The organism is Achromobacter spanius, from assembly GCF_039673305.1.
Lineage (GTDB): Bacteria > Pseudomonadota > Gammaproteobacteria > Burkholderiales > Burkholderiaceae_B > Achromobacter > Achromobacter spanius_F.
On the sequence record NZ_JBDJLJ010000046.1, the window covers coordinates 1 to 23,442 of the forward strand.

Consider the following 23,442-nt stretch of genomic DNA (forward strand, 5'->3'; position numbering starts at 1 on the left):
GGTCTTCTACAACCGCCAGCGAATCCACCAGGGGCTAGGCTATAGAACCCCTGCTCAGGTTGAGGCCGCAGTGCCTTAACCAAACTGTCCGGGAAATCCGGGTTAGTCCAGTCTGACACCTTTCATCGCACACCTTTCATCGTGTGCGGACCGCAGAGGAGCAAAGCTATCATCAGCTGTCTGGCCCGATAGCAAACGGCGATTGGTTGCAGCTGATCAAAGGTGCTCTCAGATGGATTTAATATTTCGATATTTAAATAGAGATCGCAAATGAAGTTGCTGGCCGATGGGGGTGGGTTGTGTAGGTTTCTCTGGGAATTTGCAGATCTCGATTGGAGCAGATATCAGAGCCGGGTAGTCGAAATTATTCTGAAAGGTGGGCGAGTTTATAGGCAAGATAATTCCACTCGCCCTCCGTATACCACTGTTCGATTTCGAGATCCAAATGATAAATTGATTGATGGGCTGAAAAAAGCAATTGACAGCTATCATGGTGATATCAAGTGGATTATGCTTGCTTACCAGCGAGTGAGCTTTCCTGATGTCAATTGGGTTATTAGTCCGGAGTTTGCTGTTAAAGCCGTCGAGCGTGAGCGTAAGGTTAGGGGGATAATAAATCCGCAGGAGTATATGTCGGAACGCTATCCTGATTTTGCCCCGTTGGCGTACGCAGACTTGCTGAATTTGGCCAAGCACGTGAAATTGGTTTTGGAGGGTGAGTTTGGTTAGATGTTTGGTCGGGGCCATCGCGCCCGGCCCCCTTCTTATCACTAGTATCGGCCGGCCCGGCGGCAGCGTCGTTCGCACCGTCTCCGACCCAGCTACCATTCCCACCAGCCTATGACCTGCTCCCCGTGAATGGTACGAAATCGATGTAGTGTTCGTTCGCAAATGGCGTGGCTACTATCCATGACTGTCTGTCCAAATTGCCACGCACAAAATTCTCCGCTAGCCTCGCCGGTGCACTTCCTGCGCGTCTCCGCTGCTGCAGCGATCTGAATAAGCATCTGCATATAGCCAAGCCGCGTTGTGGGTTGATGTCAGGACGTTTTCCACTATCGGTGCCGCGCTCGGTCTATGTCTGAAGTGGTTATTCCTGAAATTTGTTGTGTCGGGATTGGGGTCTATGTTGATCCGCGGCATCGTTATCTTTCCGGGGTCGCGCTGGGGGGCTGCGGATAGCGCCCGGCAGCGAGGCTGTTGATTAGGAGAGTACCCCCGCACCCGCAGACGCTACCAGCGGCGGATACCTCCAATCTGGCGAATATCTGGATGTGCGACCGGTAAAAAACATCAAGCTTCAGATTAAATTCTCCCCGCAGCTGCGTGAAAAATATAGTCTGACACCCTTCTTGGCTAGAGGAAACGATAGATGGTTTGGCCCGTTTTGCAGGTGGTTATCCCCGAAACATTGGGAACGGCTTTTGTTGTTGTGCGCGGTGCATTTGAGGAATGTGGCCTGAAGATAGAAAATCCTGATAATTCCAAGGTTTCAACATGGGGAGTTGACGGAGATCAGAAAAATGTGGCGGCCGGTGATCTTTCGTCTGAGGTTGAGGGAGGAAAGATAACTAATATTCAATTCTGGCGCACAGCTGGGGATGACGTTTTTGTTGCTTGGAAGAAAGAAGTTCGAGGTTGCGTATTTTCGATTTATCTGGATGGGGTTGATCGCAATGTCGCTACCAGAATCGTTTCCAAATTTACGGAGATTGTGCTTGTAAAGTACCGGTTGAAATTGGCGAATGGAGAAGCGTTGGCTATTGTCTTCGAGTAGGTGTTTATAATCCAGAATAAGATATCGCCTTTCCCGCAAAGAGAATTGGCTTAATCCGTTCGGTAGCGCGAGCGCGTTTTTGGTATGCCGAAGGACAGGTGAGCGAACTTTCTTACTGCAACTGCCTTGTTCTGGCAATTGCGTATCCCTTGGCTTTTTTGAAAACGGCTTCCAATGTTCGGCTGCTACGCGAGGCCAATAATTATTCAGGCTGCAGTAAATGCCAAGACCTGTTTTGAAAGACAATCCGATGGAGTAATAAAGTGTCAGCCTGCATTTCCCTGCGGCCTTGCGAAAATGTAGTCCGACACCTTTGTTTCCGGTAAGGATATGGAGGTTGTCAATGAGCGTGGGGAACGAAATAATTTTTCTTGGAAATGAATTCGACGATGAGTTAAGACGTGTCCTAGTAGCTGTGCTCGAGCGAAACGGCGCGGTTCTTGTCGACGAATTTTGGGGCGTTGGAGGTTCTCAGGAAGTTGAAAGAATGCTCTTTAGAATCGGCAGCGACGTGATAACAATAGAAGCCGAAACGTATGTCGGCCTAACGATTTGTGGGCCGAAGTTGGTAGTAGCAGATATCGCGCAACAAGTTCGGGTATGGCACTAGGGTGGCAGGCAAGGGGGGCTAGATTGTCGGTATGCCCGTTTAATCTCTATCGCTTTAAATATCCACTAATAATCTGAGGTTGGCCATGGATATCGATGAGGCGCGTGCCGTTGCGGAGTTTTACATTGCGGAGAACATGCATCCTGCACTGCAGGATAGTTACATCATTGTCGATGATGGAGTGATAGTGACAAGGGTGGGATGGTATTTTCCGTATCAATCGAGGGCGTATATGGAAACGGGAAATATAGATTTTGCGCTCGTCGGTAACTGGCCAATATTTGTTGGGATAGACGGTAGCTGTTCCGGTGGGGCTATTCCTGATTTGCGTGTGAAATGAATAATTGATCGCTGTTGCGCAAAAGTTCCGTCAAAAAGCAGACATCCGCATATGTGCGCGAGATCGTCTTGTCCGAAGAAGTAAGGCGGACGTAAATGAGTTGTCAGGCTAAACCAACCCGGATTTCCCGCACAACTCCATTACCCAAACCCACACCCCCTACATTTCCCCCGTCTTCATCCGTAAACCATACATTGACGTTGTGTTCCGCGGCGCCCTGACCAGCCCGCAGTCTCGGATTAAAACGGACCCCCTCGCATGATTATCGGTATCGACCTTGGCACGACGAACAGCCTGGTTGCGGTGTGGCAGGATGGCAAATCGCGGCTTGTGCCGAATCCCTTGGGCAGCTACCTGACGCCGTCGTGCGTCAGCCTGGATGAGGACGGCAGCGTGCTGGTGGGTGAGGCGGCGCGTGAACGTCTTCAGACGCATCCCGAGCGTACGGCCGCGCTGTTCAAGCGGCACATGGGCAGCGACAAGTCGTTCACGCTGGGCGGCAAGGAGTTTCGGGCGGAAGAGCTGTCCTCCTTGGTGCTGCGCGCCCTGAAAGCGGACGCCGAGGCAATGTTGGGACATGCGGTCACCGAGGCCGTGATCAGCGTGCCGGCGTACTTTTCCGATGGTCAGCGCAAGGCGACGCGAGACGCGGGGGAACTGGCCGGCTTGAAGGTGGAGCGCCTGGTCAACGAGCCGACGGCCGCGGCCTTGGCTTATGGTCTTCATCAAAGCGAGGAAGAAACCCAGTTCCTGGTTTTCGACCTGGGCGGGGGCACCTTCGATGTGTCGGTGCTGGAACTGTTTGAAGGCGTGATGGAAGTGCGGGCCACCGCCGGCGACAATTTTCTGGGTGGGGAAGATTTCGTCACCGAGATTGTCCGGAAATTCTTCGATACCCACGCGCTGCCGGCCGCGGCGCGGGAAGATCGGCGCTTCATGCAGCAGCTATTGGCCCAGGCCGAGAGCGCCAAGCGCCAGTTGTCGGCGCAGCCGGACGCGCGCATGGCCGTGCGCTGGCAGGATGAGGAATATTCGCTGGACCTGAGCCAGGACCTGTTTGCGCAATTGAGCGCGCCGTTGCTTGCGCGCTTGCGCATGCCGGTGGAGCGTTCGCTGCGGGACGCCAATATCAAGAGTGCGGATATTGCGACGGTGGTGCTGGCAGGCGGGGCCACGCGCATGCCGCTGGTGCGTCAACTGGTTACGCGCATGTTCGGCCGCTTTCCCAATTCGGAAATGGATCCCGATCAGGTCGTGGCGGCGGGCGCCGCGGTGATGGCGGGCCTGAAGATGAAAGACCAGGCCCTTGAAGAGATCGTCATGACCGACGTGTGTCCGTACACGCTCGGGATCAGCACGGTTCGCACCGTGGGGGCCGGCCAGCATCTGCCGGGTCAGTTTTCTCCCATCATCGAGCGCAATACCATCGTGCCGGTCAGCCGGCAGGAAACCTATTTCCCGATGGAGGACGGCCAGAGCGAAGTCGAGTTGCAGATTTATCAGGGCGAGTCGCGCCTGGTGCGCGACAACATTCTGCTTGGCACCTTGCGGGTGCCGATGCCCCGCCGATCGCGCGCAGAGTCGGCGTTCGACGTGCGCTTCACCTACGATGTGAATGGTCTGCTGGAGGTCGAGGCCGTGCTGCAGCGCGGCGGGCCGGCGCAGCGAACGGTGATCCAGGGCGGCGGCGCGCAGATGAGCGACGCGGATATCCAGCGCCGCCTGGCGGAGTTGGCCGAACTGAAGATCCATCCGCGGGAACAAGCGGTTAACCGGGTGCTGCTCGCGCGGGCCGAACGTGTCTATCAAATGATGCGTGGCGGCGACCGCGAGCTGCTGGCTGGCGAAATAGCGCTGTTCGAGCGGGCATTGGCGACGCAGGAAGAAAGGACCGTCGCGCGCGGCCGGGAGCAGCTGCGGCGCGTGGTTGACATCCTGGAGCGGGCTGCCGTGTTTGCGCCGGGCTTCGAACCGGCGGACGGGGAGTAGATTCTTGCTCGCAGCCAGTTTTGCAATACTGGGCATCGGGCCCACCAACGACCAGAAGAGTATTCGCCGGGCTTATGCGGCGGCGCTCAAGCGCATAGACCAGGCCGCCGACCCGGAGGGCTTCGCCGCGTTGCGCGGTGCTTACGAGCATGCGCGTGCATGGGCGGAGCATCAGCGCGAAGGCGATGCGCAGTCCGACCATTGGCTGGCGGGCAACGAAGGGTCGGCAGCCCCGCCCGCGCAGGTCCGCCCGGACATCATCCCGCCTCCAGGGCCGGTTGCGCCGGAATCATCCTCATCCCATGCGCCTCCAGAGGAGGGGCAGGAGAAGACGCCGGCCAGCGGGCAGGCGCCGCAAGAGCGCGGTACGCAAGCCCCGGAGACCGACCGCCACGCGGAGCCGCCGCTGCGCTCACGCGAGGACCTGGACGAGGGCGTTGCCTATTGGACGCACCGTCTCATGCACACGCCTGACCCGAATCTCGCGCAGGCGCTGGCTGTTGCGCTGGCGGACGAGCGCCTGGGGCATCTGGAGGCCCGGGATGTCCTGGCCCATAGCCTGGCCCAGGCCATGCGCGAACAACCCGATGGCCGCCTTGCGCTTTTCAATACCGCCCGCCGCGCGTTCGACTGGAACGGCCTGCATGCGCCTGTGCCGAGTGATCCGGCGCTGTCCAGTTGGGTGCTCATGGTGCTGGAGCAGATCGAGCGATACAGCCACTTGCCCTTGCCGCTGCGGGTGCGCCTGGACGCCGTGGTGATGTTGGCGCGCCGGCGATCAGCGCCCAACCCGGCTCAGGCTTTCTGGCACGGACAGAGCTTTAAGCTGCTGTTGCAGCACGCGCCGGATCTGGCGGTTCTGGATTTGGGGCAGAACCGTATCCGGACGTGGCTCGAACAAGCCAGACGGTTTGCGCGCGCCTGGGACTTGCTTCGCTGGCTGTCTGTTCATTGGGCCAAGCTTGCAGTCACGGCCTTCTGCCTGGTTGGGCTGGTTTTAATGTTTCAGGACGTCCGCGACGGCACCACTTACAAGATCGAGCAGACAGGTCGAGCATCGCCTGTCGGTGGCCGGGTGACGCTGCAGGCTCAGCAGATGGTGGCCAATCCTCAGCCCTGCGCGCAGCAAGGCATGCAGGCGCCGCCGTTAGGCTGTCCCACTCTGGAGCTACGCCGCACGGCGCCGGATTTGTGGCCAACGGCTACGCCCAAGATGCCGGTCATCACGGCGCAGCCCCCTCTCCAGTATCCGCAAGACGCCAGGGTGCGGGGGATCAAAAACACGGTCTGGGTGCGAGTGATGCTGGATGCGCAGGGCAAGGTTCTGCGCAAGGCGCTCATGTTCTCGTCGGGCTACAGAGCGCTGGACCGGGCTGCCATTGACGCGGCGGACAATGTGCGCATGATGCCGGCGATGCAGGATGGCATCGCTGTTCCGGGTCAGTCGGTGCTTGTTTTCAACTACCAATTGGACGCGCGATGATGGCGGCTGGCATGCACAGCGGGGTCGGAATCCTGATCCTCTGTCTGGTAACGATGATCGTGACGTGGTTCGCGTTTGGCCAGCGCGAGCACGTCGGGTTTTGGAGCAAATTCCGCTACTGGCTGAAGTCCACCTTGGTGACCGCGTCGGCGCTCGTCGTGTGGCTGTGCTGGCGGGAACCAGGCGTGCCTGTTCTATTCAACGCACTATTCTCGATTGCTTTCGGCGGATTGATGAATTTATGTCGATCACAGGCGGGTTTGATGTTCTGAAGTTCGGGGTGCCGGAAAACGGGCACGCATGCCCATGACGCCGGCGCCGCACGTCCGGACGATTCAGGGATGAGGCTTATGACTGTGATGAATGCATCGAGAGGCTGCTGATCGTGAGTGCGTACTCTGTCCGTGCGCGATGACGGTATGCAGCGCGGGATGGATTGCATCTTCGGAAGTTCTTTCCAGGCTGACGCTGTACACACACGGATTGGCGTGGTGCTGGCTGGCGGTTCCGTCAGGTAAGCGTTAGTCCAATTCCAGCATCCAACCCGGCCCGCCGCTCTTCCAGATCAATTCATGCGTGGGTCCGATCCCCTCCAGGAACCGCGCATCGTGCGACACCACCACCATCGCACCCGGATACCCCGCCAGCGCCTCCTCCAGCGCCTGGGCCGATGCAATATCCAGGTGGTTCGTCGGCTCATCCAGCAACAGCAACTGCGCCGGCTCCTTGCGCCACAGCGCGCAAGCCAAAGCCGCCTTGATGCGCTCCCCGCCGCTCAATGTCGCGGCGGGTGCGCTGACCAATGCAGGGCCCAGTCCCAGCAGCGCCAATCGGCTGCGTAGTTCGCCGTCGGGCAATGCGGCGCCCAGCGCGTGCAGCGTGTCCAGCAGGGACTTGTCGTCCGGGATGCTGGACGCCCGCTGGTCCAGCATGGCTGTCGGCACGCGGACGTCGCAGGTGCCCGCGCTGGGTGTCAACTCTCCCGCCAGCATCGACAGCAGCGTGCTTTTGCCGCAGCCGTTCGGCCCATGGATCGCCAGCCGGAATGGGCCGGAAAGCGTCAGCGTCAGCGGGGACGCCTCCAAGGGATAGGGCGCCACCGCTTCCTCCAGGTGCAGGACGCGCCGGCCCTGCGGTACGGCGGTGTCGGGCAGCGCCAGGGCGACGGCGTTTGCAGGAAGGACCCGCGCGGCCGCTTGCTTGACGGCGTCGTCCAGCGCGGCGCTGGTCTGCTGGCGGCGCAGGTGTTCGCGGCCGGCGTGGCCTTCGGCATTGGATTTTTTCGTGCCGAGCAGGATTGCCGCCTGGTTCGTGTCACGGGCCTGGCGCGCATTGCGCGCGTTGCGTTGTTGTTGGGCATCGTGTTGCTGGCGTAGTGCGCGCAGGCCGGCGGCGCGTTCGTTGCGAGCGTGTTCCAGGGCGGCTTGCGCAGCGGCGCCTTGCAGGTCGCGCTGGGCGCGATAGGCGCTGTAGTTGCCGGGATGGCCGGTGAGCGCGCCGCGTTCCAGCTCGACGATGTGGGACATGGCGTCAAGCAAGGTCCTGTCGTGGCTGACGACGATCAGGCCGCCGCGCCAGGCGCGGATCTGTTCCATGAGCCAGGTCCGGGCACGGGCGTCCAGGTGGTTGCTGGGTTCGTCCAGCAGCAGGCCGTCGGCGTGTTGCAGCAAGGCGCCGGCGAGCGCGACGCGCGTGAGTTCGCCGCCGCTGGCGCCGGCGGCGGGGAGATCGGGCGACCACGCGGGCAGGGCCGCGTCGGCAAGCAGGCGAGCCCAGTCGTCGCGGATGCGCCAGTGGCCGTCCGCCAGGTCGAAGTCGGCCTGGGCGGTGCTGCCGGCTTCGATGCGGGATAACGCCTGCAGGACGGGCGCGATGCCGGCGACGTGGGCCAAGGTGATGCCTGGCGTTCGGGGCAAGGTCTGCGCAACATAGGCGATGCGGCCGCGGCGTTGGATGCGGCCGGATTGCGTGGCCACTTCGCCATGCGCCAGGCGCAGCAACAGGGACTTGCCCGCACCGTTGCGGCCGATCAGGCCGTGGCGGGCGGTGATGAAGTCGTGGCTGACGTCGTCCAGCAAGAGGCGGCCGTCGGGCAACGCGTGGCTGACGTGGCGCAGGCTGAGGAAAACAGCCGTGTCCTGGGGATGAGGGTGCGTGTGCGCCGCTGCGGGCGCGCGGGAAGACTGGGCCATATGAAGCTCTCCGGGGGCGAGAAGACGCGTTGCGCGTGGCGCAAGCGCTGATCAAGGGGGGAGGGCTTAGAGAATCATGGCCGGGCGGGTCTCCGCGTTGAAGATGAATGAGGGATTCGAACGATGCGGCCCCGGGAAAGTTCCCGGCGCGTGGGCTGCAGTGTATTGCACTAGCAGGCTTGAAGCGCCTCAGTCCTCCAGCAGGCGAAGATCCGGCGGCCGGTTTTCGATGATGGCTTCCATGCTGAAGAACCCCGTCACCGTGGACAGTTCGAAATCCGTGATCAGCTTTTGATAGAAGCGGTCGTAGCCGGCCATGCCGCGGCAGACGACTTTGATCAGGTAGTCCCAGTCTCCGCCGATGCGATAGAACTCGGTGACTTCCGGCAGGCGTTCCACGTGCTGCCGAAAGCCGTCGGCCCAGGCCTTGGCGTGGTGGCTGGTGCGGATCATGACGAAGACGGTCAGGTCCAGGCCCAGGGCGACCAGGCTGACCTCGGCCCGGGTGCCGCGGATGATGCCGCAGGCGTTCAGGCGTTGCAGCCTGCGCCAGCACGCGTTCTGCGACAGGCCGACGCGATCCGCCAGCTCGCGCTGCGACAGCGCGCCGTCTTTTTGCAGGCAGGAGATTATGCTTAGATCAAGTTTGTCTATTTTTTCCATGGGATCGATCATATGACCCGTTTTCATGAATTAATAGCAAAAAAACGGTGATGTTTCATCCGGGCTTCCATCGTATGATATTTGCGAACAGTTCGGAACAGACTCCCCATGACTACGTTTACCGCCGCGGCCCCCGCCCGGGCCTCGGCCACGCCGTTGCAGCAATTTCAAGACAGCCTCCAATCCCCCGATATCGCCGCGGCGCTTGCCGAAGGGCTGATCGGCAAGGATGCTTCCATCGACGGGCCTTTTGGCTCCAAGCCGCTGGTCTACGCGGACTATGTCGCGTCCGGCAGGGCGCTGATGCAGGTGGAACGCTTCGTGCTTGAACAGGTGCTTCCGTATTACGCCAATTCGCACACCGAAGCCTCGTATTGCGGCGGCTTCATCACGCGGCTGCGCCGCGAGGCGCGCGCCGCGATTGCGCGCTGCTGCGGCGCGGGCGATGAGCATGCGGTGATTTTTTCGGGGTCGGGCGCCACGGCGGGCATCAACCGTCTGGTGCATCTGTTTGGCGTGCATGCGGCGGTTGCCGCGGGCAGGAAGGTCCGCGTCGTCATCGGTCCGTACGAGCATCACTCGAACATCCTGCCGTGGCGCGAATGCGGCGCCGACATCGTGGTGCTGGAAGAAAGCCCCGAAGGCGGCCCGGATCTGGTGCAACTGGCGCAGGCGCTGAAGGCCCCGGAAGACACGCTGGTGGTGTGCGCGCTGTCGGCGGCGTCGAACGTGACGGGCATCGTGGCGGATATCGCCGGCATTACGCGGCTGGTGAAGGCGTCCGGCGCGAAGATGCTGTGGGATTACGCGGGCGGCGCGCCGTACCTGCCTATCCGGATGTCGCCGGCTGCCGATGCGCAGATCGACGCGATCGTGTTTTCGCCGCACAAGTTCATCGGCGGACCCGGCGCGTCGGGCGTGCTGATCGTGCGCCGTGATGCCGTGCTGAACACCACGCCGACCTGGCCGGGCGGCGGCACCGTCAAGTTCGTCTCGCCGGCGGGCCACGACTACAGCGGCAGCCTGGAATCGCGCGAAGAAGCGGGCACGCCCAATGTGGTGGGAGACATCCGCGCCGCGCTGGTGGTGCTGGTGAAGGAAGCGCTGGGCGCCGGTTTCATGCAGCAGCGCCATGCGCATTTCGTGCAGCGCGCGCTGTCGGCCTGGAAGGGCGCGGAGCGCCTGGAATTGCTGGGTTCGCTCACCGCGAACCGCCTGCCGATCTTTTCCTTCCGCGTGCGCGACGGCAAGGGCGGCTTTGTGCACCAGCAACTGGTGACTCGCATGCTGAGCGACCGCTACGGCATCCAGGCCCGCGGCGGCTGCGCGTGCGCCGGGCCTTACGTGCATCGCCTGCTGGATATCGACGACGCCGCGTCGCTGCAGATGCGGCAGGCCATCCTGGACGGCCGCGAGATCGAAAAGCCCGGATTTGTCCGCTTGAACTTCAGCGCGCTGCTGTCGGACGCGAAGGCCGATTTCATCCTGGAATCGGTGCTTGCGCTGGCCCAGGACGCCACCGATTTCGAGCACCTGTACGGCTTCGATCCCAGCCGCGCCATCTTCTTCCCGCACACGGCCGACAAGAAGGCCGCCTGACGCGTCTGCGGGGCCGCGGCCGGGTGCGCTCAGCGCCCGGCCTGCCCTGAACGGCGCCGACCTGGCGCCGCCATCAATCCTTCATTTGCAGGCCGCAGGTCCGTATCCACGAGGCCTTCATGTCGGTCAGGTCGTCCGATGCGCCGGACAGGGTGCGCACGACCTGATCCGAAAAGGCTACGCCCTTGCGCCGGCAGGCTTCAAAGTCGTCGCTCAGGGCAAAGCGCGCATCCAGCAGGTCCAGCCGGCCCTGGCACAAGGCCTTGTTCAACTGCAGCTCATTGGCGGCCTCGCGCGTGCGCTGGACATCCTGCGCCTGCTTGATGCGGGCCAGCTCGGCGTCCACGCGCGCGACGCAGTCGTCGTCGGCCCGGGCCGACGCGCTGGCGCATGCGGCGATGATCAGGAGGGCGGCCAGGGGCCGGCGGTGTGTGGCTGCCATGCGGAAAACCTTGGTGGTGCGTGGGATGTGGCTTGCATCATAACTGCTGCGAAATGTCCCCCGGGCACGCGGCGGCAAGGGCGCTGCCACTGCATGGAAAACCAGTATGGCAAATCGCTTGAACGCGTCTACCATCGTTGACGGTTCAAACGTTCCGAAGATCCAACCCGCAACGGGAATTGGACGTGTATCCGGCTGAAGTTCTGTTTTATCAACTCGTCACGACGGAGATGAAAGAGAATGACCAATACGCTTATCAGTGTCGATCTGGAACAATCCCCCTACGAGAACAAGCAGATCCACAATCGCTGGCATCCGGATATTCCGATGGCCGTGTGGGTGAAGCCGGGGGACGATTTCATCCTGGAAACCTACGACTGGACCGGCGGCGCGATCAAGAACGACGACAGCGCCGATGACGTGCGCGACGTGGACCTGTCCACCGTGCATTTCCTGTCGGGCCCGGTGGGCGTGGAAGGCGCGGAGCCCGGCGACCTGCTGGTGGTCGACCTGCTGGATATCGGCGCCAAGCCCGACAGCCTGTGGGGCTTCAATGGCTTTTTCAGCCGCAACAATGGCGGCGGCTTCCTGACGGAACACTTTCCGCATGCGCAGAAATCCATCTGGGATTTTCACGGCATGTTCACGTCGTCGCGGCATATTCCGGGCGTGAATTTCGCGGGCCTGATCCATCCGGGCCTGATCGGCTGCCTGCCGGACAAGAAGTTGCTGGACACCTGGAACCGCCGCGAGCAGGCGCTGATCGACACCAATCCGAACCGCGTGCCGCCGCTGGCCAATCCGCCCGCGCCCAAGACCGCCCACATGGGCGCGCTGCAGGGCGCGGACCGCGACAAGGCGGCGGCGGAGGGCGCGCGCACCGTGCCGCCGCGCGAGCATGGCGGCAACTGCGACATCAAGGACCTGTCGCGCGGCGCACGCGTGTTCTTCCCGGTGTACGTGAAGGGCGGCGGGCTGTCGGTGGGCGACCTGCATTTCTCGCAAGGCGACGGCGAAATCACGTTCTGCGGCGCCATCGAGATGGCGGGCTGGGTGCACATGCGTGTATCGCTGATCAAGGGCGGCATGGAGAAGTACGCGATCAAGAACCCGATCTTCAAGCCCAGCCCGATCACGCCCGCCTACCAAGACTTCCTGATTTTCGAAGGCATTTCGGTGGACGAAGGCGGCAAGCAGCACTACCTGGACGTGAACGTGGCCTACCGCCAGGCCTGCCTGAACGCCATCGAGTACCTGAAGAAGTTCGGCTATTCGGGGGCGCAGGCCTATTCGCTGCTGGGCTGCGCGCCGGTGCAGGGGCACATCAGCGGGGTGGTCGATATTCCCAACTCCTGCGCGACGCTGTGGCTGCCCACCGAGATCTTCGACTTCGACATCCAGCCTTCCGCGGCCGGGCCCGTCAAGCACGTCAAGGGCGACGTGGACATGCCGCTGTCGCGCGACCTTTAAGAGGAGACGACGATGCCGATGTATGACTATGCCTGCGCGGCCTGCGGCGAATTCGCCGCGCTGCGGCCGCTGGCGCAGTGGCGCGATCCGGCGGCCTGCCCGCAGTGCGGCGCGATGTCTGGCCGCATCGTGAGCGGAGCGCCCGCGATTTCGGCGCTGTCTTCGGCCGTGAACCGGGCGCGGGCGGCCAACGAGCGCAGCGCGAACGAGCCGCGCAGTTCGCGCGCGGGGCACGGCATGAACTGCGGCTGCTGCGCGGGCGGTCGCTCGCGGGGCAAGACCCGCACGGCGGCGGATGGCGGAAAATCCTTCGCGGGCGCGCGGCCCTGGATGATCAGCCACTAAGGGGAACGCGGCGCGCCGGCAAGCCGGCCGCGCCGACGCCGGCCGCGCCGCCCTGCACGCGTCGCGGCGTTACGCCGTATCGTCCTGTCCCGCTTCCTTGTCCAGGCCCTGCATGTTGTCCAGCAGCTTCAGCAGGTAGTGCAGGGTGTGGCTCAGGTCCCCCATCGAAAAATCGGCCAGCGCGCCGTCGTAGTAGTCATGGATGCGCGGAATCGCGTCCTGCGTCCACACCTGGCGGCCGCTTTCCGTCATGGTGACCAGGCGCGAGCGCCGGTCGCGGCCGTCGGGCGCGCTGGCGATATGCCCGTCGCGCTCCATCCGGCTGATCAGGCCGGACAGGCTCTGGCGGCTGACCATCAGATAGCGAGCAAGGTCGCCCACGCTCATGCCGCCGTCGGCCTCGGGGCGCGACAGCGCGCCCAGCACCGCCCACTGCTGTGTCGTCAGGCCCAGGTGCTCGACTGCCCGGCTGCCGGTTTTATGCAGCATGTTTGCGCATTGATACAGTCTGAAGAACAACCGGTTGGCCAGCTCCATTCTGGCTATTTCGGTGTTTTTATTAGGGTTTTTCATAGGTTTGGTTCACTTGATTCAGGCTTGATCGGCCGCTGATGGGTGGCTAATATACGTCAACATGTTTACGTATATTGGCTTGGGCCTGCATTCGTTGAGCAAGGATACCAAGCCTGCAACCCGGGCAGAGGAAATCATGCAAAGACTCGCAGGCAAGACGGCTATCGTGACGGGCGGCGGCGGCGGCATCGGGGGGGCGACCTGCCGGCGCTTCGCCCAGGAAGGCGCCGCCGTGGCAATCCTGGACCTGAACGCAGATCACGCGCAACGCGTGGCGGACGACATTGCCGCCGGGGGCGGACGGGCGCTGGCCATCGGCTGCGACATCACGCAGCGGCCGCAGGTCGACGCCGCCGTCGCGCAGGCCGAGTCCGCGTTGGGGCCGGTCGACATCCTGGTCAACAACGCGGGCTGGGATGTGTTCAAGCCCTTCACCAAGACCGAGCCCGTCCAGTGGGAGCGGCTGATCGCGATCAATCTGCTGGGCGCGCTGCACCTGCACCATGCGGTGCTGCCGGGCATGGCCGCGCGCAAGGCGGGGCGCATCGTGAACATCGCCTCGGACGCGGCGCGCGTGGGATCGTCCGGCGAGGCCGTCTACGCCGCCTGCAAGGGCGGGATCGTGGCGTTTTCCAAGACCATCGCGCGCGAACATGCGCGGCATGGCATCACCGTCAACGTGGTGTGCCCCGGCCCCACGGATACGGCGCTGTTCGCCGACTACAAGGAAGGGGCGGGCAATCCCGAAAAACTGCTCGAGGCCTTCACGCGTGCGATTCCCCTGGGCCGCATCGGCCAGCCTGACGACCTGCCCGGCGCGATCCTGTTCTTTGCCAGCGACGACGCCGCCTATGTCACGGGGCAGGTGCTCAGCGTGTCCGGCGGACTGACGATGAACGGCTGACGCCGCCTGCGATTCCCTCTCTGGAGCCATGATGAACTACGAAGACATCCTCTATGACGTGCGCGACGGCGCAGCCTGGATCACGATCAACCGCCCCGAAAAAATGAACGCGTTTCGCGGCCGCACCTGCGACGAGCTGATCCACGCGATCAACCGCGCGGGCTACGCGGCGGACATCGGCGTGATCGTGCTGGCCGGCGCGGGCGAGAAGGCCTTCTGCACCGGCGGCGACCAGTCGGCGCACGCCGGCCAGTACGACGGCCGCGGCACCATCGGCCTGCCCATGGAAGAGCTGCACAACGCCATCCGCGACGTGCCCAAGCCGGTGATCGCCCGCGTGCAGGGCTACGCCATCGGCGGCGGAAACGTGCTGTGCACCATCTGCGACTTCACGATCGCGTCGGACAAGGCGGTGTTCGGGCAGGTCGGGCCGAAGGTGGGCTCGGTGGATCCGGGATACGGCACGGCGTATCTGGCGCGCGTGGTGGGCGAAAAGAAGGCGCGCGAGATCTGGTATCTGTGCCGCCGCTATCCCGCCGCCGAGGCGCTGGCCATGGGGCTGGTCAATGCCGTGGTGCCGCACGATCAGCTCGACGAAGAGGTCGGCAGATGGTGCGCCGAGATCATGGAAAAGAGCCCGACCGCGATTGCCATCGCCAAGCGCTCGTTCAACATGGACACGGCGCACCAGGCTGGCATTGCCGGCATGGGCATGTACGCCCTGAAGCTCTATTACGACACCGAGGAATCGCGCGAAGGCGTGCGCGCCTTCCAGGAAAAGCGCAAGCCCGATTTCCGCCAGTTCGCGAAGTAGGGCAGGCAAGGGACACCGCAGCAGCGCGGCGGCCGGCCATGCCGGCGGGCCGCGCCGCGCACAACAGAGAGCGCGCCGCAACGATCGGCGCGCCCGAAGGAGACCGCATGAATCCCTATATCGACGAAGACCTGTCCGCGCTGGCCGAGCACGCGGGGCGCTTTGCCGACGGGCGCATCGCGCCCGGCTTTCTGGAGCGCGACAGGACGCGCGTGCTGGACCGCGGCCTGATGCGGGAGATGGGGCGCATGGGCTTCATCGCGCCCGAGCTGCCGGAAGATTGCGGCGGGCAGGGTATGGGCTGCCTGGCCGCGGGCGTCATCCATGAACAGATTGCGCGTGCGGACCTGAGCATGTCGTACGTGAACCTGCTGGCGTCGCTGAACGGCCAGATCCTGGCGCAGCACGGCCAGCCCGGCGTCGCGCGGCCCTGGCTTGCCCGCCTGACGCAGGGCGAGGCGCTGCTGGCGATTGCGCTGACCGAACCGCGCGGCGGGTCGGACGCGGCCAATCTGCGGCTGCGCGTGGAACGCGTCGATGGACACTATGTGCTGAACGGGGAAAAGACCTCGATTTCCGCGGCGGACCAGGCCGATGCGGCGGTCGTGTTCGGCCGCAGCGGCGCGGTGGATTCGGGCGCGCGCGGCGTCACGGCCTTGCTGGTGCCGCTGGACCTGCCCGGCATTACGCGCAACCGTTTCGATTGCCACGGGCAGCGCGCCATCGGGCGCGGATCCCTGTTCTTCGAGAACGTCCGGGTGCCGGCCGACCACCGGCTGGGCGCCGAGGGCGAAGGCTTCGTCCAGGTGATGCAGGGCTTCGACTATTCGCGAGCGCTGATCGGACTGCAGGTCTTGGCGGTGGCGCGCGCGGCGCTGGACGACGCCTGGGACTACGCGGCGCAGCGCGAGGCCTTCGGCAAGCCCTTGACGGCGTTCCAGGGCGTGTCGCACCCGCTGGCGGAAGGCGAGACCCAGGTCGAGGCGGCCCGCCTGCTGTGCCTGCAGACGCTGTGGCTGAAAGACCGCGGCCTGCCGCACAGCTCTCAGGCGGCCATGTGCAAATGGTGGGCGCCCAAGCTGGCGTATGACGTGGTGCACCAGTGCCTGCTGACTTTCGGCCATGGCGGCTATGACCACGGTGTGATGGAGCAGCGGCTGCGCGACGTGCTGGGCTTCCAGATCGGGGACGGCACGGCGCAGATCATGAAGATCATCATCGCGCGCAACCGCGCGGGGCGCCGGGCCGTGCCGGCCTGAAGGCCGGGCGGGGCTGGCGGCAGGGATCAACACGACCATAACGGAGACAACGCCATGGATTTCGACGCCGTACTGATTGCGCCGCGCCGTGCAGAGAGCATTGCGCGCGGATGGTGGCCGGACCGCACGATCAACGATCTACTGGACGATTACGCGGCGTCCCGTCCGGACAAGGTTGCGCTGACCGCCGTGCAGGCGGAAACCGGCATCCAGCAGCCGTTCACCAGCCGCCAGTTGGCGCTCCTGGCCGACCGCGTGGCCGTGGGGCTGGCGCGGCTGGGTGTGGGACGGGGCGATGTGGTCGCCTGCCAGCTCCCGAATGGCTGGCAGTTCGTCGTCACGTACCTGGCCTGCTCGCGCATCGGCGCGGTCATGAATCCGCTGATGCACATCTTCCGCCAGCGCGAGCTGTCGTTCATGTTGCGTCACAGCGAAGCGCGCCTGCTCATCGTTCCCCACCGCTTTCGCGGATTTGACTATCCGTCCATGGTCGAGGGGCTGCGCGCCGACCTGCCGCAGCTCAAGCATGTGATCGTGGCGGGCGGCCCCGGGCCCGACAGCTTCGAGGCGCGGCTGAGCGATCCGGCCTGGGAACGCGAGCCCGACGCGCGCCAGATCCTGACCCGCTCCCGGCCCGGGCCGGACGACGTCACGCAGCTGATGTACACGTCCGGCACCACGGGCGAGCCCAAGGGCGTGATGCACACGGCCAATACCTGCCTGTCGAACATCGCCGCCTACGCGCAGCGCCTGCGGCTGGGGCCGGACGACGTGGTGCTGATGGGGTCGCCGATGGCGCACCAGACGGGATTCATGTACGGCCTGATGATGCCGTTCCATCTGCAGGCCAGCGCGGTGACGCTGGATATCTGGAACGCCGCGACGGCCGCCGCCCTGATGCGCGAGCACGGCGTCACCTTCAGCATGGCGTCCACGCCATTTCTCACGGACATCGCGCGCGAGGTCGCCCAGTCCGGCATGCCCGTGCCGTCGCTGCGCACCTTTCTTTGCGCGGGCGCGCCCATTCCCGGACCGCTGGTGGAACAGGCCAGCCGCACGCTCGGGGCCAAGATCATCTCGGCCTGGGGCATGACCGAGAACGGCGCCGTGACGCTGACCCTGCCGGACGATGACGACGCGCGCGCCTGCACCACCGATGGCACGCCGCTGCCGGGCGTCGAGATCAAGGTGACGGACGCGTCCGGCGCCGTGCTGCCTGCGGGCAGCGAAGGCTACCTGTGGCTGCGGTCCTGCTCCAACTTCGGCGGGTACCTCAAGCGGCCGCAGCTCAATGCGACGGACGCGCAGGGCTGGTTCGACACGGGCGACATGGCCCGTATCGACGCCACCGGCTATCTGCGCATCACCGGCCGCAGCAAGGACGTGATCATCCGCGGCGGCGAAAACATTCCGGTGGTCGAGATCGAGTCCCTGCTGTACCGCCATCCCGCCGTGGCGATGGCCGCCATCGTCGCTTATCCGGATGAACGGCTGGGCGAGCGCGCGTGTGCGGTGGTCATGCTGAAAAGCGGCCAGCAACTGGCGCTGCCCGCACTGGTGGACTTCCTGAAGGGCTTCGGCGTCGCGGTCCAGTACATCCCGGAACGGCTCGAGGTCCGCGACAGCCTGCCCACGACGCCCAGCGGCAAGGTGCAGAAATTCAGGCTGCGCCAGATGCTGGCCGAAGACCGGCCGGCGTCGGACGCCTAGTGTGCGGCGCCACGGTGTCCGTGGGACCGCAGGCTAGGGCTGCGCAGCCGCTTCCAGCGGGGCCACGGCGGCGCCCTGGATCTTGTGGCGCGCCAGCGCCTCGGCGACGAAGCCCGACTTCTTCATGGCCTCGACAAACGCGGCCAGGTAGGCGCTGGCCTTGTCGCCGCGGCTCTTGGGCACGCCCATGGCCTGGCGGATCAACATGAAGTGGCCGTCCAGCAGGCGCAGGCCGCCCAGGCGCCGGGCATCGGCCTGGAGCTGCTGCTTCACGCCCGCGGCGACCTCCAGGTTTTCCTGCAGGAAGGTGTCGACCACGGCGGGCGAGGTGGGGGCGCGGAAGATCTCGGCCTGCTTGAGTTCGCGGGTCAGGTACAGGTCGTAGGCGCTGCCTTTGCCGACCACCACGCGCAGGCCCTTGCTGTCGACCTCGTCCTTGCTCTGGATGGGCGAATCGTCGCGCACCAGATAGGCGCCTTCGATGACGACATAGGGCGCGGTGAAGGCGATCTGCTCGCCGCGCAGCGGGTCGATGGCGAAGAAGCCCACGTCGGCCTGTTCGGCCGCCACCGCGTTGACGGATTCGCCGGCGGACTTGAACACGACGAGCTCCAGCTTCACGTCCAGGCGGCGCGCAAGCTCGGTGGCCAGGTCCACCGACACGCCGCCGGGCTGGCCGGTGGCGGGGTCGGTGTTGGCAAGGATGGGGTTGCCCAGGTTGATGGAGGCGCGCAGCACGCCGGTGGGGGCGAAGGCGGAAAGCAGCTCGTGATCGGTCTTCATGGCTTCCTTGCGGGGAGGGGACGCGCCGCCGGGCGCGCTCGATGGCAAAGGATAGCCGCAAAGCAGGCGCTGGCGCGATGCCTTATTGGACGCGTCGCAGGATGTAGTGGCTGGCAAGCGGCCCGGTGGGGCGCGTGCCGTCGCGGTACAGCATCGTGATCTGGTTCTCGCCGACGAAGTAGCGCTGGCTGTCGCCCGCCGCGTCCAGCCGGATCGTGCCGCCGTCGGATTCCCAACTGAAGGTGCCGGAAACGATCTCGGGTTGGGGCTGGCGGTCCAGGTACTGGGTCAGCTTTTCGTAGCGGCCGTCTTTCATCAGCGTCAGGCGGGTGCGGATGCCCGGGCAGTCGGCGCAGGGCAGGGTGCCTTCGTAGCTGCCCGGCCAGTCCAGCGAATCGCGCGACGTGTGGTGGTCCACGGGCGTGGAGCGGGCGTCGATGGGCTTGGACGGGGCGCAGCCGGCAAGCAGCGCAAGACTCAGGGTGCAGGTCAGGGTGGTTTTCATCATGGCGAGCTCCTGTATGGCAGGCGGACAGACGCGTATCACGATACGGACAGTAACTGCCCCATGCTGAAACCGGATGTAAGACCGAAGGCCGCGGACCGGGCTATCTCGGCGGCCCTTCCGTGCGCTAAGCTCGGCACTCCTTGCGCGCCGACGCGGCATCGGGCCGCCACGCAAGGCGGGGACGATACGCATGAAAGGCGAACACCACTACACCGTGACCGTGAACTGGACCGGCAATACCGGCAGCGGCACGTCCAGCTATGCGGCCTATTCCCGCGACCACCTCATCCAGGCCACGGGCAAGCCCGACGTGCCGGGCTCATCGGACCCCGCCTTCCGGGGCGATCCGGCGCGCTGGAATCCCGAGGACATGCTGGTGGCCTCGCTGTCCGCCTGCCACAAGCTCTGGTACCTGCACTTCTGCGCCGTCGAAGGCGTGACCGTCGAGGCCTACCGGGACGAGGCGCAGGGCGTCATGGTCGAAGACCGCGAGCGCGGCGGAGCGTTTTCGCAGGTCACGCTGCGCCCGCAGGTCACCATCCGGGCTGGCGACGACGCGGCGCTGGCTGAAGAACTGCATGAACGCGCGCACCATTTCTGCTTCATCGCCAATTCGGTGAATTTCCCGGTGCGCTGCGAGCCGCGCATCGTGACCGCGGCATGAGCCGCGCAGTCTTTCCGCGCAACCATCCCCATGACGACGATGTTTCCTGACTGGTCCCAGGCGCTTCCGGACCTTGGCGTGCCCGGCATGCGCCTGCGCGCCCTGCGCGAAGACGACGCGGCGGCATGGCATGGCTATCTGAGCCAGGAAGCCGTCACCCGGCATACAAGCTGGCGCCTGGATGGTCCCGGCGACCTGGCCGAGCTCATACGCGGCTATGCCCAGCCCGAGCGCTCGCTCAGCACGCGATGGGCGATCATCGGTCCGGACGGGCAGCTTGCGGGCACGATCGGGCTGAACGAGATCGCGCCGGCTCACCGCCGAGCGGAAATCGCCTACGACATTTCGCCGGCTTTCTGGCGGCAGCGGCTGGCCACCAGGGCCTGCACCGCCGTCAGCGACTGGGCGTTGATGGTGCTGGGATTTGCCCGCGTCCAGGCCACGGTGCTGGACTCCAACGCGGCGTCGGTGGGCGTGCTGGAGCGCTGCCGCTTCCGGCGCGAAGGCCTGCTGCACGCTTATCGGGTGGTGCGCGGCGAGCCTCGCCACTTCTGGATGTATGCGCGCATGTGGCCGCCTCCCGTCGTGGGCGCGGAGTGCGGCTGACGCCGGGCCCGGCAGGCCCGGCGGATCGCGTTTGGCGGTAGACTCGCTGCGATCCGCCCGATGGAAACCCCATGACATCCGCCCTTATCGTGATCGACGTCCAGCGCGCGCTGTTCGAAACGTCGCCGCCGCCCTTTGAGGCCGCCCAGGTCCTGGACCGCATCAATGCGCTGGCCGACCGCGCCCGCGCGGCCGGCGCGCCGGTCATCTACGTGCAGCACGAAAGTCCGGGCTCCGCGCTGGCGCATGGCGAGCCGGGATGGGCGCTGGACGCGCGGCTGACGCCGGCCGACGGCGACATCCGGATCCGCAAGACCACGCCGGACTCGTTTCTGCGCACCGGACTGGGCCAGGCGCTGGCCGACGCAGGCGTCACGCAGCTTGTCGTGTGCGGCTACGCCACCGAGTTCTGCGTGGACACCACGGTGCGGCGGGCAGCGGGGCTGGGCCTGCCGGTCACGCTGGCGGCCGACGCCCACACCACGCACGACAAGCCCCATGCGGCCGGCGCGCTCATCCGGGCGCACCACAACGCCACTTTGCCGGCCATTTCAAGCTTCGGCGTGAAGATCGCGGCCGTGCCCGCCGCCGATCTCTTTCCGGGCGAAACGCCGCGCTAGGTGTTGCGATGGATCCCGAACTGCTTTCCCTGCTGGTGACGCGCGAGATGCCCTTTGGCAAGTACAAGGGGCGGCTGATCGCCGACCTGCCCGGGCCCTATCTGGCGTGGTTCGCGCGCAAGGGTTTTCCGCCCGGCGAACTGGGCCGCCTGCTCGCCCTGATGCTCGAACTGGATCACAACGGCCTGTCATCCCTGCTGGATCCCCTGCGCAAGACGCCGCGCCGGTCTTGGTGAGCCGCTCTCAGCGCGCCTGCCTCGGCGCGCCGCGCGAAACCGCAGGAAACAACTGGCGCGGTTCGTGTAGCGTCTTGGCACGACGCCGGGCCGCGGCTGGGGCTACGATAAGGCGGCGCGCCCCGGGGCAGGCCATCGGCCCCGCTTGCGGGCGCAGGCTCATCAAACAGAGGTCCCCATGAACAAACGCCACCTTTCCGCTTTCCTGCTTGCCCTGTGCGCCGCGGGCGTTGCCCAGGCCCAGAACGCCGCACCCGCCACCCAGGAGATTCAGTTTCCGTCCCGGGATGGCAGCCTGTCGCCGCCGTCGACGCTGCGCATGACGGTCACGCCGGAAACCCCGCCGGTGGTGGTGCGCGACACGCCGGAAAGCCAGGCCGAGTTCGCCCGCTGCCGCCAGGTGTCGGACCGAGCCGCCGTGTCCAATGCGCAGATGCAGGCTGGCCTGGAGCAGTGCATGCGGCAGCTGGAGCAGCGCCGCCAGCAGCAATAGACGCGCCAGCCGCAGGGGGAATACAGGGGGCGGAGCCGAAGCGGGTACACTTGTCCGCCGTTTTGCTTCCAGCCCCTGAATTCCCATGATTTCCACCGCATGCGGCGTCGACTTCGGCACCTCCAATTCCACCGTCGGCTGGAGCCGTCCCGACCAACGCGCGCTGCTGGCGCTGGAAGACGGTAAGACCACCTTGCCGTCGGCCATCTTCTTTCATGACGAAGACGCCGAGGTCAGCTATGGCCGCGCCGCCATCTCCGATTACCTGGCCGGCTACGACGGGCGCCTGATGCGCTCCATGAAAAGCCTGCTGGGCAGCTCCCTGATCGACGGCTCGACGGAAGTGCAGGGACGGTCCATCCCCTTTCGCGTACTGCTGACGCGCTTCATCGCCGAACTCAAGGCCCGCGCCGAGACCGCGGCGGGACGCGGCTTTACGCGGGCCGTGCTGGGCCGGCCGGTGTTCTTCGTGGACGACAACCAGGCGGCCGACCAGACCGCCCAGGACACGCTGGAAGAGATCGCGCGCAGCGTCGGGTTCACGGATATCGAATTCCAGTTCGAGCCGCTGGCCGCGGCTTTCGACTACGAGTCGCAGATCAGCCGCGAAGAACTGGTGCTGGTCATCGACATCGGCGGCGGCACCTCGGACTTTTCGCTGATCCGCCTGGGGCCGGACCGCGCGGGCCGGGCCGATCGCCGGGACGACATCCTGGCCTACGGCGGCGTGCATATCGGCGGGGTGGATTTCGACAAGCAGCTGAGCCTGGCGCACGTCATGCCCCTGCTGGGCCTGGGCAGCCAGCTGCGCAGCGGCAAGGACGTGCCCTCGACCCAGTACGGCAACCTGGCCTGCTGGCACACGATCAACCAGGCCTACACGCGCAAGGCGGCCGAGCACTTCGCCTATATCCGCGCCGAGGCCGGCGACCGCGAAAAGATCGACCTGCTGCTCAACCTGGTCAAGGAACGTGCCGGCCACTGGGTGGCGGTGCAGGTCGAAGAAGCCAAGATCGCGCTGTCCGAATCGCCCGCCGCGCGCATCGACCTGTCGCGCGTCGCGGCCGGCCTGGGCGTGGACGTGACGCGTCCGTCGTTCGACGCCTGCGTGGGCCGCCTGATCGAAAGGGTGGAAGCCACCGTGGGCCAGCTGCTGCGCGACGCCGGCGTGTCGACGGCGGACGTGGACACCGTGTTCTTCACCGGCGGCTCCAGCCGCGTGCCGCGCCTGCGCGAAACCGTGTCGGCGCTGGCGCCGTCGGCGCGCAGCGTCGAAGGCGACCTCTTCGGCAGCATCGGCGCCGGCCTGGCGCTGGACGCCGCGCGCAAGTTTGGCTGAGCGGATCCCGGCGGGCCGATGGT

At 64.9% G+C, this 23,442-nt stretch carries 26 protein-coding genes; 20 read left to right on the forward strand and 6 right to left on the reverse strand.

Annotated features, from left to right (window positions below):
- The first annotated feature begins 270 nt into the window (after positions 1 to 270).
- From ABE485_RS24340 to ABE485_RS24370, 7 genes are all read left to right on the forward strand, one after another.
- A complete protein-coding gene (locus ABE485_RS24340) occupies positions 271 to 729 on the forward strand; it encodes a hypothetical protein (protein WP_346517815.1) in 459 nt (152 codons plus the stop codon).
- 643 nt (positions 730 to 1,372) lie between these two features.
- Complete coding sequence (locus tag ABE485_RS24345; RefSeq protein WP_346517816.1) at positions 1,373 to 1,777, forward strand: hypothetical protein; 405 nt, start codon at positions 1,373 to 1,375, stop codon at positions 1,775 to 1,777.
- A gap of 343 nt (positions 1,778 to 2,120) precedes the next feature.
- On the forward strand, positions 2,121 to 2,387 hold the full coding sequence (locus ABE485_RS24350) for a hypothetical protein (RefSeq protein WP_346517817.1): 267 nt from the start codon (positions 2,121 to 2,123) through the stop codon (positions 2,385 to 2,387).
- Positions 2,388 to 2,472: 85 nt separating this feature from the next.
- Entirely contained in the window at positions 2,473 to 2,727 is a 255-nt protein-coding gene (locus tag ABE485_RS24355; protein WP_346517818.1) for a YrhB domain-containing protein, read from the forward strand.
- Between the two features lie 258 nt (positions 2,728 to 2,985).
- Positions 2,986 to 4,716 carry a molecular chaperone HscC gene (locus tag ABE485_RS24360; protein WP_346517819.1) on the forward strand — a complete coding sequence of 577 codons (1,731 nt, stop codon included), beginning with the start codon at positions 2,986 to 2,988 and terminating at the stop codon, positions 4,714 to 4,716.
- A gap of 4 nt (positions 4,717 to 4,720) precedes the next feature.
- Positions 4,721 to 6,199: an energy transducer TonB gene (locus tag ABE485_RS24365; RefSeq protein ID WP_346517820.1), complete on the forward strand. Its 1,479-nt coding sequence runs from the start codon at positions 4,721 to 4,723 to the stop codon at positions 6,197 to 6,199.
- Positions 6,196 to 6,471 (forward strand): hypothetical protein, encoded by a 276-nt coding sequence (locus ABE485_RS24370; protein ID WP_346517821.1) that lies wholly within the window; start codon positions 6,196 to 6,198, stop codon positions 6,469 to 6,471. The genes ABE485_RS24365 and ABE485_RS24370 overlap by 4 nt, the downstream gene beginning before the upstream one ends.
- Before the next feature lie 249 nt (positions 6,472 to 6,720).
- Here ABE485_RS24370 and ABE485_RS24375 read toward each other — a convergent pair whose 3' ends face one another.
- Together ABE485_RS24375 and ABE485_RS24380 are read right to left on the reverse strand one after the other, a co-directional pair.
- Positions 6,721 to 8,391 (reverse strand): ABC-F family ATP-binding cassette domain-containing protein, encoded by a 1,671-nt coding sequence (locus ABE485_RS24375; protein ID WP_346517822.1) that lies wholly within the window; start codon positions 8,389 to 8,391, stop codon positions 6,721 to 6,723.
- Between the two features lie 189 nt (positions 8,392 to 8,580).
- Positions 8,581 to 9,054, reverse strand: coding sequence for an Lrp/AsnC family transcriptional regulator (locus ABE485_RS24380; RefSeq protein WP_202946579.1), 474 nt, complete (start codon positions 9,052 to 9,054; stop codon positions 8,581 to 8,583).
- A 108-nt stretch (positions 9,055 to 9,162) separates the two neighbouring features.
- On the opposite strand from ABE485_RS24380, the gene ABE485_RS24385 reads away from it, so the two are divergent.
- Entirely contained in the window at positions 9,163 to 10,653 is a 1,491-nt protein-coding gene (locus ABE485_RS24385) for an aminotransferase class V-fold PLP-dependent enzyme (RefSeq protein WP_346517823.1), read from the forward strand.
- A 73-nt stretch (positions 10,654 to 10,726) separates the two neighbouring features.
- Here ABE485_RS24385 and ABE485_RS24390 read toward each other — a convergent pair whose 3' ends face one another.
- The gene (locus tag ABE485_RS24390; protein ID WP_346517824.1) at positions 10,727 to 11,095 is read right to left on the reverse strand and encodes a hypothetical protein; all 369 of its coding nucleotides are present in this window, start codon (positions 11,093 to 11,095) and stop codon (positions 10,727 to 10,729) included.
- A 240-nt stretch (positions 11,096 to 11,335) separates the two neighbouring features.
- Here ABE485_RS24390 and fmdA point away from each other — a divergent pair, with 240 nt between their 5' ends.
- Both fmdA and ABE485_RS24400 read left to right on the forward strand, forming a co-directional pair.
- Positions 11,336 to 12,565 carry a formamidase gene (fmdA, locus tag ABE485_RS24395; protein WP_346517825.1) on the forward strand — a complete coding sequence of 410 codons (1,230 nt, stop codon included), beginning with the start codon at positions 11,336 to 11,338 and terminating at the stop codon, positions 12,563 to 12,565.
- A gap of 12 nt (positions 12,566 to 12,577) precedes the next feature.
- A complete protein-coding gene (locus tag ABE485_RS24400; RefSeq protein ID WP_346517826.1) occupies positions 12,578 to 12,910 on the forward strand; it encodes an FmdB family zinc ribbon protein in 333 nt (110 codons plus the stop codon).
- A 69-nt stretch (positions 12,911 to 12,979) separates the two neighbouring features.
- On the opposite strand, the gene ABE485_RS24405 is transcribed toward ABE485_RS24400, so the two are convergent.
- Positions 12,980 to 13,447: a MarR family winged helix-turn-helix transcriptional regulator gene (locus ABE485_RS24405; RefSeq protein WP_346517827.1), complete on the reverse strand. Its 468-nt coding sequence runs from the start codon at positions 13,445 to 13,447 to the stop codon at positions 12,980 to 12,982.
- 172 nt (positions 13,448 to 13,619) lie between these two features.
- Between ABE485_RS24405 and badH the strand changes: the two genes are divergently transcribed.
- The 4 genes from badH to aliA all read left to right on the forward strand — a co-directional run bounded on the left by badH (position 13,620) and on the right by aliA (position 18,170).
- Entirely contained in the window at positions 13,620 to 14,387 is a 768-nt protein-coding gene (gene badH / locus ABE485_RS24410; RefSeq protein WP_346517828.1) for a 2-hydroxycyclohexanecarboxyl-CoA dehydrogenase, read from the forward strand.
- Positions 14,388 to 14,418: 31 nt separating this feature from the next.
- On the forward strand, positions 14,419 to 15,201 hold the full coding sequence (badI, locus tag ABE485_RS24415) for a 2-ketocyclohexanecarboxyl-CoA hydrolase (RefSeq protein ID WP_346517858.1): 783 nt from the start codon (positions 14,419 to 14,421) through the stop codon (positions 15,199 to 15,201).
- A gap of 107 nt (positions 15,202 to 15,308) precedes the next feature.
- A complete protein-coding gene (gene aliB / locus ABE485_RS24420; RefSeq protein ID WP_346517829.1) occupies positions 15,309 to 16,460 on the forward strand; it encodes a cyclohexanecarboxyl-CoA dehydrogenase in 1,152 nt (383 codons plus the stop codon).
- A 54-nt stretch (positions 16,461 to 16,514) separates the two neighbouring features.
- On the forward strand, positions 16,515 to 18,170 hold the full coding sequence (aliA, locus tag ABE485_RS24425; protein WP_346517830.1) for a cyclohexanecarboxylate-CoA ligase: 1,656 nt from the start codon (positions 16,515 to 16,517) through the stop codon (positions 18,168 to 18,170).
- Positions 18,171 to 18,203: 33 nt separating this feature from the next.
- Here aliA and ABE485_RS24430 read toward each other — a convergent pair whose 3' ends face one another.
- Together ABE485_RS24430 and ABE485_RS24435 are read right to left on the reverse strand one after the other, a co-directional pair.
- Positions 18,204 to 18,953: an ABC transporter substrate-binding protein gene (locus ABE485_RS24430; protein ID WP_346517831.1), complete on the reverse strand. Its 750-nt coding sequence runs from the start codon at positions 18,951 to 18,953 to the stop codon at positions 18,204 to 18,206.
- Positions 18,954 to 19,035: 82 nt separating this feature from the next.
- A complete protein-coding gene (locus ABE485_RS24435) occupies positions 19,036 to 19,461 on the reverse strand; it encodes a copper resistance protein NlpE (RefSeq protein WP_346517832.1) in 426 nt (141 codons plus the stop codon).
- A 190-nt stretch (positions 19,462 to 19,651) separates the two neighbouring features.
- Here ABE485_RS24435 and ABE485_RS24440 point away from each other — a divergent pair, with 190 nt between their 5' ends.
- The 6 genes from ABE485_RS24440 (at position 19,652) to ABE485_RS24465 (ending at position 23,419) form a co-directional block, all read left to right on the forward strand.
- Positions 19,652 to 20,125: an OsmC family protein gene (locus tag ABE485_RS24440; RefSeq protein ID WP_346517833.1), complete on the forward strand. Its 474-nt coding sequence runs from the start codon at positions 19,652 to 19,654 to the stop codon at positions 20,123 to 20,125.
- A 30-nt stretch (positions 20,126 to 20,155) separates the two neighbouring features.
- Complete coding sequence (locus ABE485_RS24445; RefSeq protein WP_346517834.1) at positions 20,156 to 20,731, forward strand: GNAT family N-acetyltransferase; 576 nt, start codon at positions 20,156 to 20,158, stop codon at positions 20,729 to 20,731.
- A gap of 71 nt (positions 20,732 to 20,802) precedes the next feature.
- Positions 20,803 to 21,351 carry a cysteine hydrolase family protein gene (locus ABE485_RS24450; RefSeq protein ID WP_346517835.1) on the forward strand — a complete coding sequence of 183 codons (549 nt, stop codon included), beginning with the start codon at positions 20,803 to 20,805 and terminating at the stop codon, positions 21,349 to 21,351.
- 8 nt (positions 21,352 to 21,359) lie between these two features.
- Complete coding sequence (locus tag ABE485_RS24455; protein WP_346517836.1) at positions 21,360 to 21,587, forward strand: DUF3820 family protein; 228 nt, start codon at positions 21,360 to 21,362, stop codon at positions 21,585 to 21,587.
- A gap of 178 nt (positions 21,588 to 21,765) precedes the next feature.
- Positions 21,766 to 22,080: a hypothetical protein gene (locus ABE485_RS24460; RefSeq protein WP_346517837.1), complete on the forward strand. Its 315-nt coding sequence runs from the start codon at positions 21,766 to 21,768 to the stop codon at positions 22,078 to 22,080.
- Positions 22,081 to 22,165: 85 nt separating this feature from the next.
- The gene (locus tag ABE485_RS24465; RefSeq protein ID WP_346517838.1) at positions 22,166 to 23,419 is read left to right on the forward strand and encodes an Hsp70 family protein; all 1,254 of its coding nucleotides are present in this window, start codon (positions 22,166 to 22,168) and stop codon (positions 23,417 to 23,419) included.
- Positions 23,420 to 23,442 lie beyond the last annotated feature (23 nt).

Coding starts and splice junctions, on each gene's coding strand:
- ABE485_RS24340 (WP_346517815.1), top strand. CDS start 271: ATGAAGTTGCTGGCCGATGGGGGTGGGTTGTGTAGGTTTCTCTGGGAA.
- ABE485_RS24345 (WP_346517816.1), top strand. CDS start 1,373: ATGGTTTGGCCCGTTTTGCAGGTGGTTATCCCCGAAACATTGGGAACG.
- ABE485_RS24350 (WP_346517817.1), top strand. CDS start 2,121: ATGAGCGTGGGGAACGAAATAATTTTTCTTGGAAATGAATTCGACGAT.
- ABE485_RS24355 (WP_346517818.1), top strand. CDS start 2,473: ATGGATATCGATGAGGCGCGTGCCGTTGCGGAGTTTTACATTGCGGAG.
- ABE485_RS24360 (WP_346517819.1), top strand. CDS start 2,986: ATGATTATCGGTATCGACCTTGGCACGACGAACAGCCTGGTTGCGGTG.
- ABE485_RS24370 (WP_346517821.1), top strand. CDS start 6,196: ATGATGGCGGCTGGCATGCACAGCGGGGTCGGAATCCTGATCCTCTGT.
- ABE485_RS24375 (WP_346517822.1), bottom strand. CDS start 8,391: ATGGCCCAGTCTTCCCGCGCGCCCGCAGCGGCGCACACGCACCCTCAT.
- ABE485_RS24380 (WP_202946579.1), bottom strand. CDS start 9,054: ATGGAAAAAATAGACAAACTTGATCTAAGCATAATCTCCTGCCTGCAA.
- ABE485_RS24385 (WP_346517823.1), top strand. CDS start 9,163: ATGACTACGTTTACCGCCGCGGCCCCCGCCCGGGCCTCGGCCACGCCG.
- ABE485_RS24390 (WP_346517824.1), bottom strand. CDS start 11,095: ATGGCAGCCACACACCGCCGGCCCCTGGCCGCCCTCCTGATCATCGCC.
- fmdA (WP_346517825.1), top strand. CDS start 11,336: ATGACCAATACGCTTATCAGTGTCGATCTGGAACAATCCCCCTACGAG.
- ABE485_RS24400 (WP_346517826.1), top strand. CDS start 12,578: ATGCCGATGTATGACTATGCCTGCGCGGCCTGCGGCGAATTCGCCGCG.
- ABE485_RS24405 (WP_346517827.1), bottom strand. CDS start 13,447: ATGGAGCTGGCCAACCGGTTGTTCTTCAGACTGTATCAATGCGCAAAC.
- badH (WP_346517828.1), top strand. CDS start 13,620: ATGCAAAGACTCGCAGGCAAGACGGCTATCGTGACGGGCGGCGGCGGC.
- badI (WP_346517858.1), top strand. CDS start 14,419: ATGAACTACGAAGACATCCTCTATGACGTGCGCGACGGCGCAGCCTGG.
- aliB (WP_346517829.1), top strand. CDS start 15,309: ATGAATCCCTATATCGACGAAGACCTGTCCGCGCTGGCCGAGCACGCG.
- aliA (WP_346517830.1), top strand. CDS start 16,515: ATGGATTTCGACGCCGTACTGATTGCGCCGCGCCGTGCAGAGAGCATT.
- ABE485_RS24430 (WP_346517831.1), bottom strand. CDS start 18,953: ATGAAGACCGATCACGAGCTGCTTTCCGCCTTCGCCCCCACCGGCGTG.
- ABE485_RS24435 (WP_346517832.1), bottom strand. CDS start 19,461: ATGATGAAAACCACCCTGACCTGCACCCTGAGTCTTGCGCTGCTTGCC.
- ABE485_RS24440 (WP_346517833.1), top strand. CDS start 19,652: ATGAAAGGCGAACACCACTACACCGTGACCGTGAACTGGACCGGCAAT.
- ABE485_RS24445 (WP_346517834.1), top strand. CDS start 20,156: ATGACGACGATGTTTCCTGACTGGTCCCAGGCGCTTCCGGACCTTGGC.
- ABE485_RS24450 (WP_346517835.1), top strand. CDS start 20,803: ATGACATCCGCCCTTATCGTGATCGACGTCCAGCGCGCGCTGTTCGAA.
- ABE485_RS24455 (WP_346517836.1), top strand. CDS start 21,360: ATGGATCCCGAACTGCTTTCCCTGCTGGTGACGCGCGAGATGCCCTTT.
- ABE485_RS24460 (WP_346517837.1), top strand. CDS start 21,766: ATGAACAAACGCCACCTTTCCGCTTTCCTGCTTGCCCTGTGCGCCGCG.
- ABE485_RS24465 (WP_346517838.1), top strand. CDS start 22,166: ATGATTTCCACCGCATGCGGCGTCGACTTCGGCACCTCCAATTCCACC.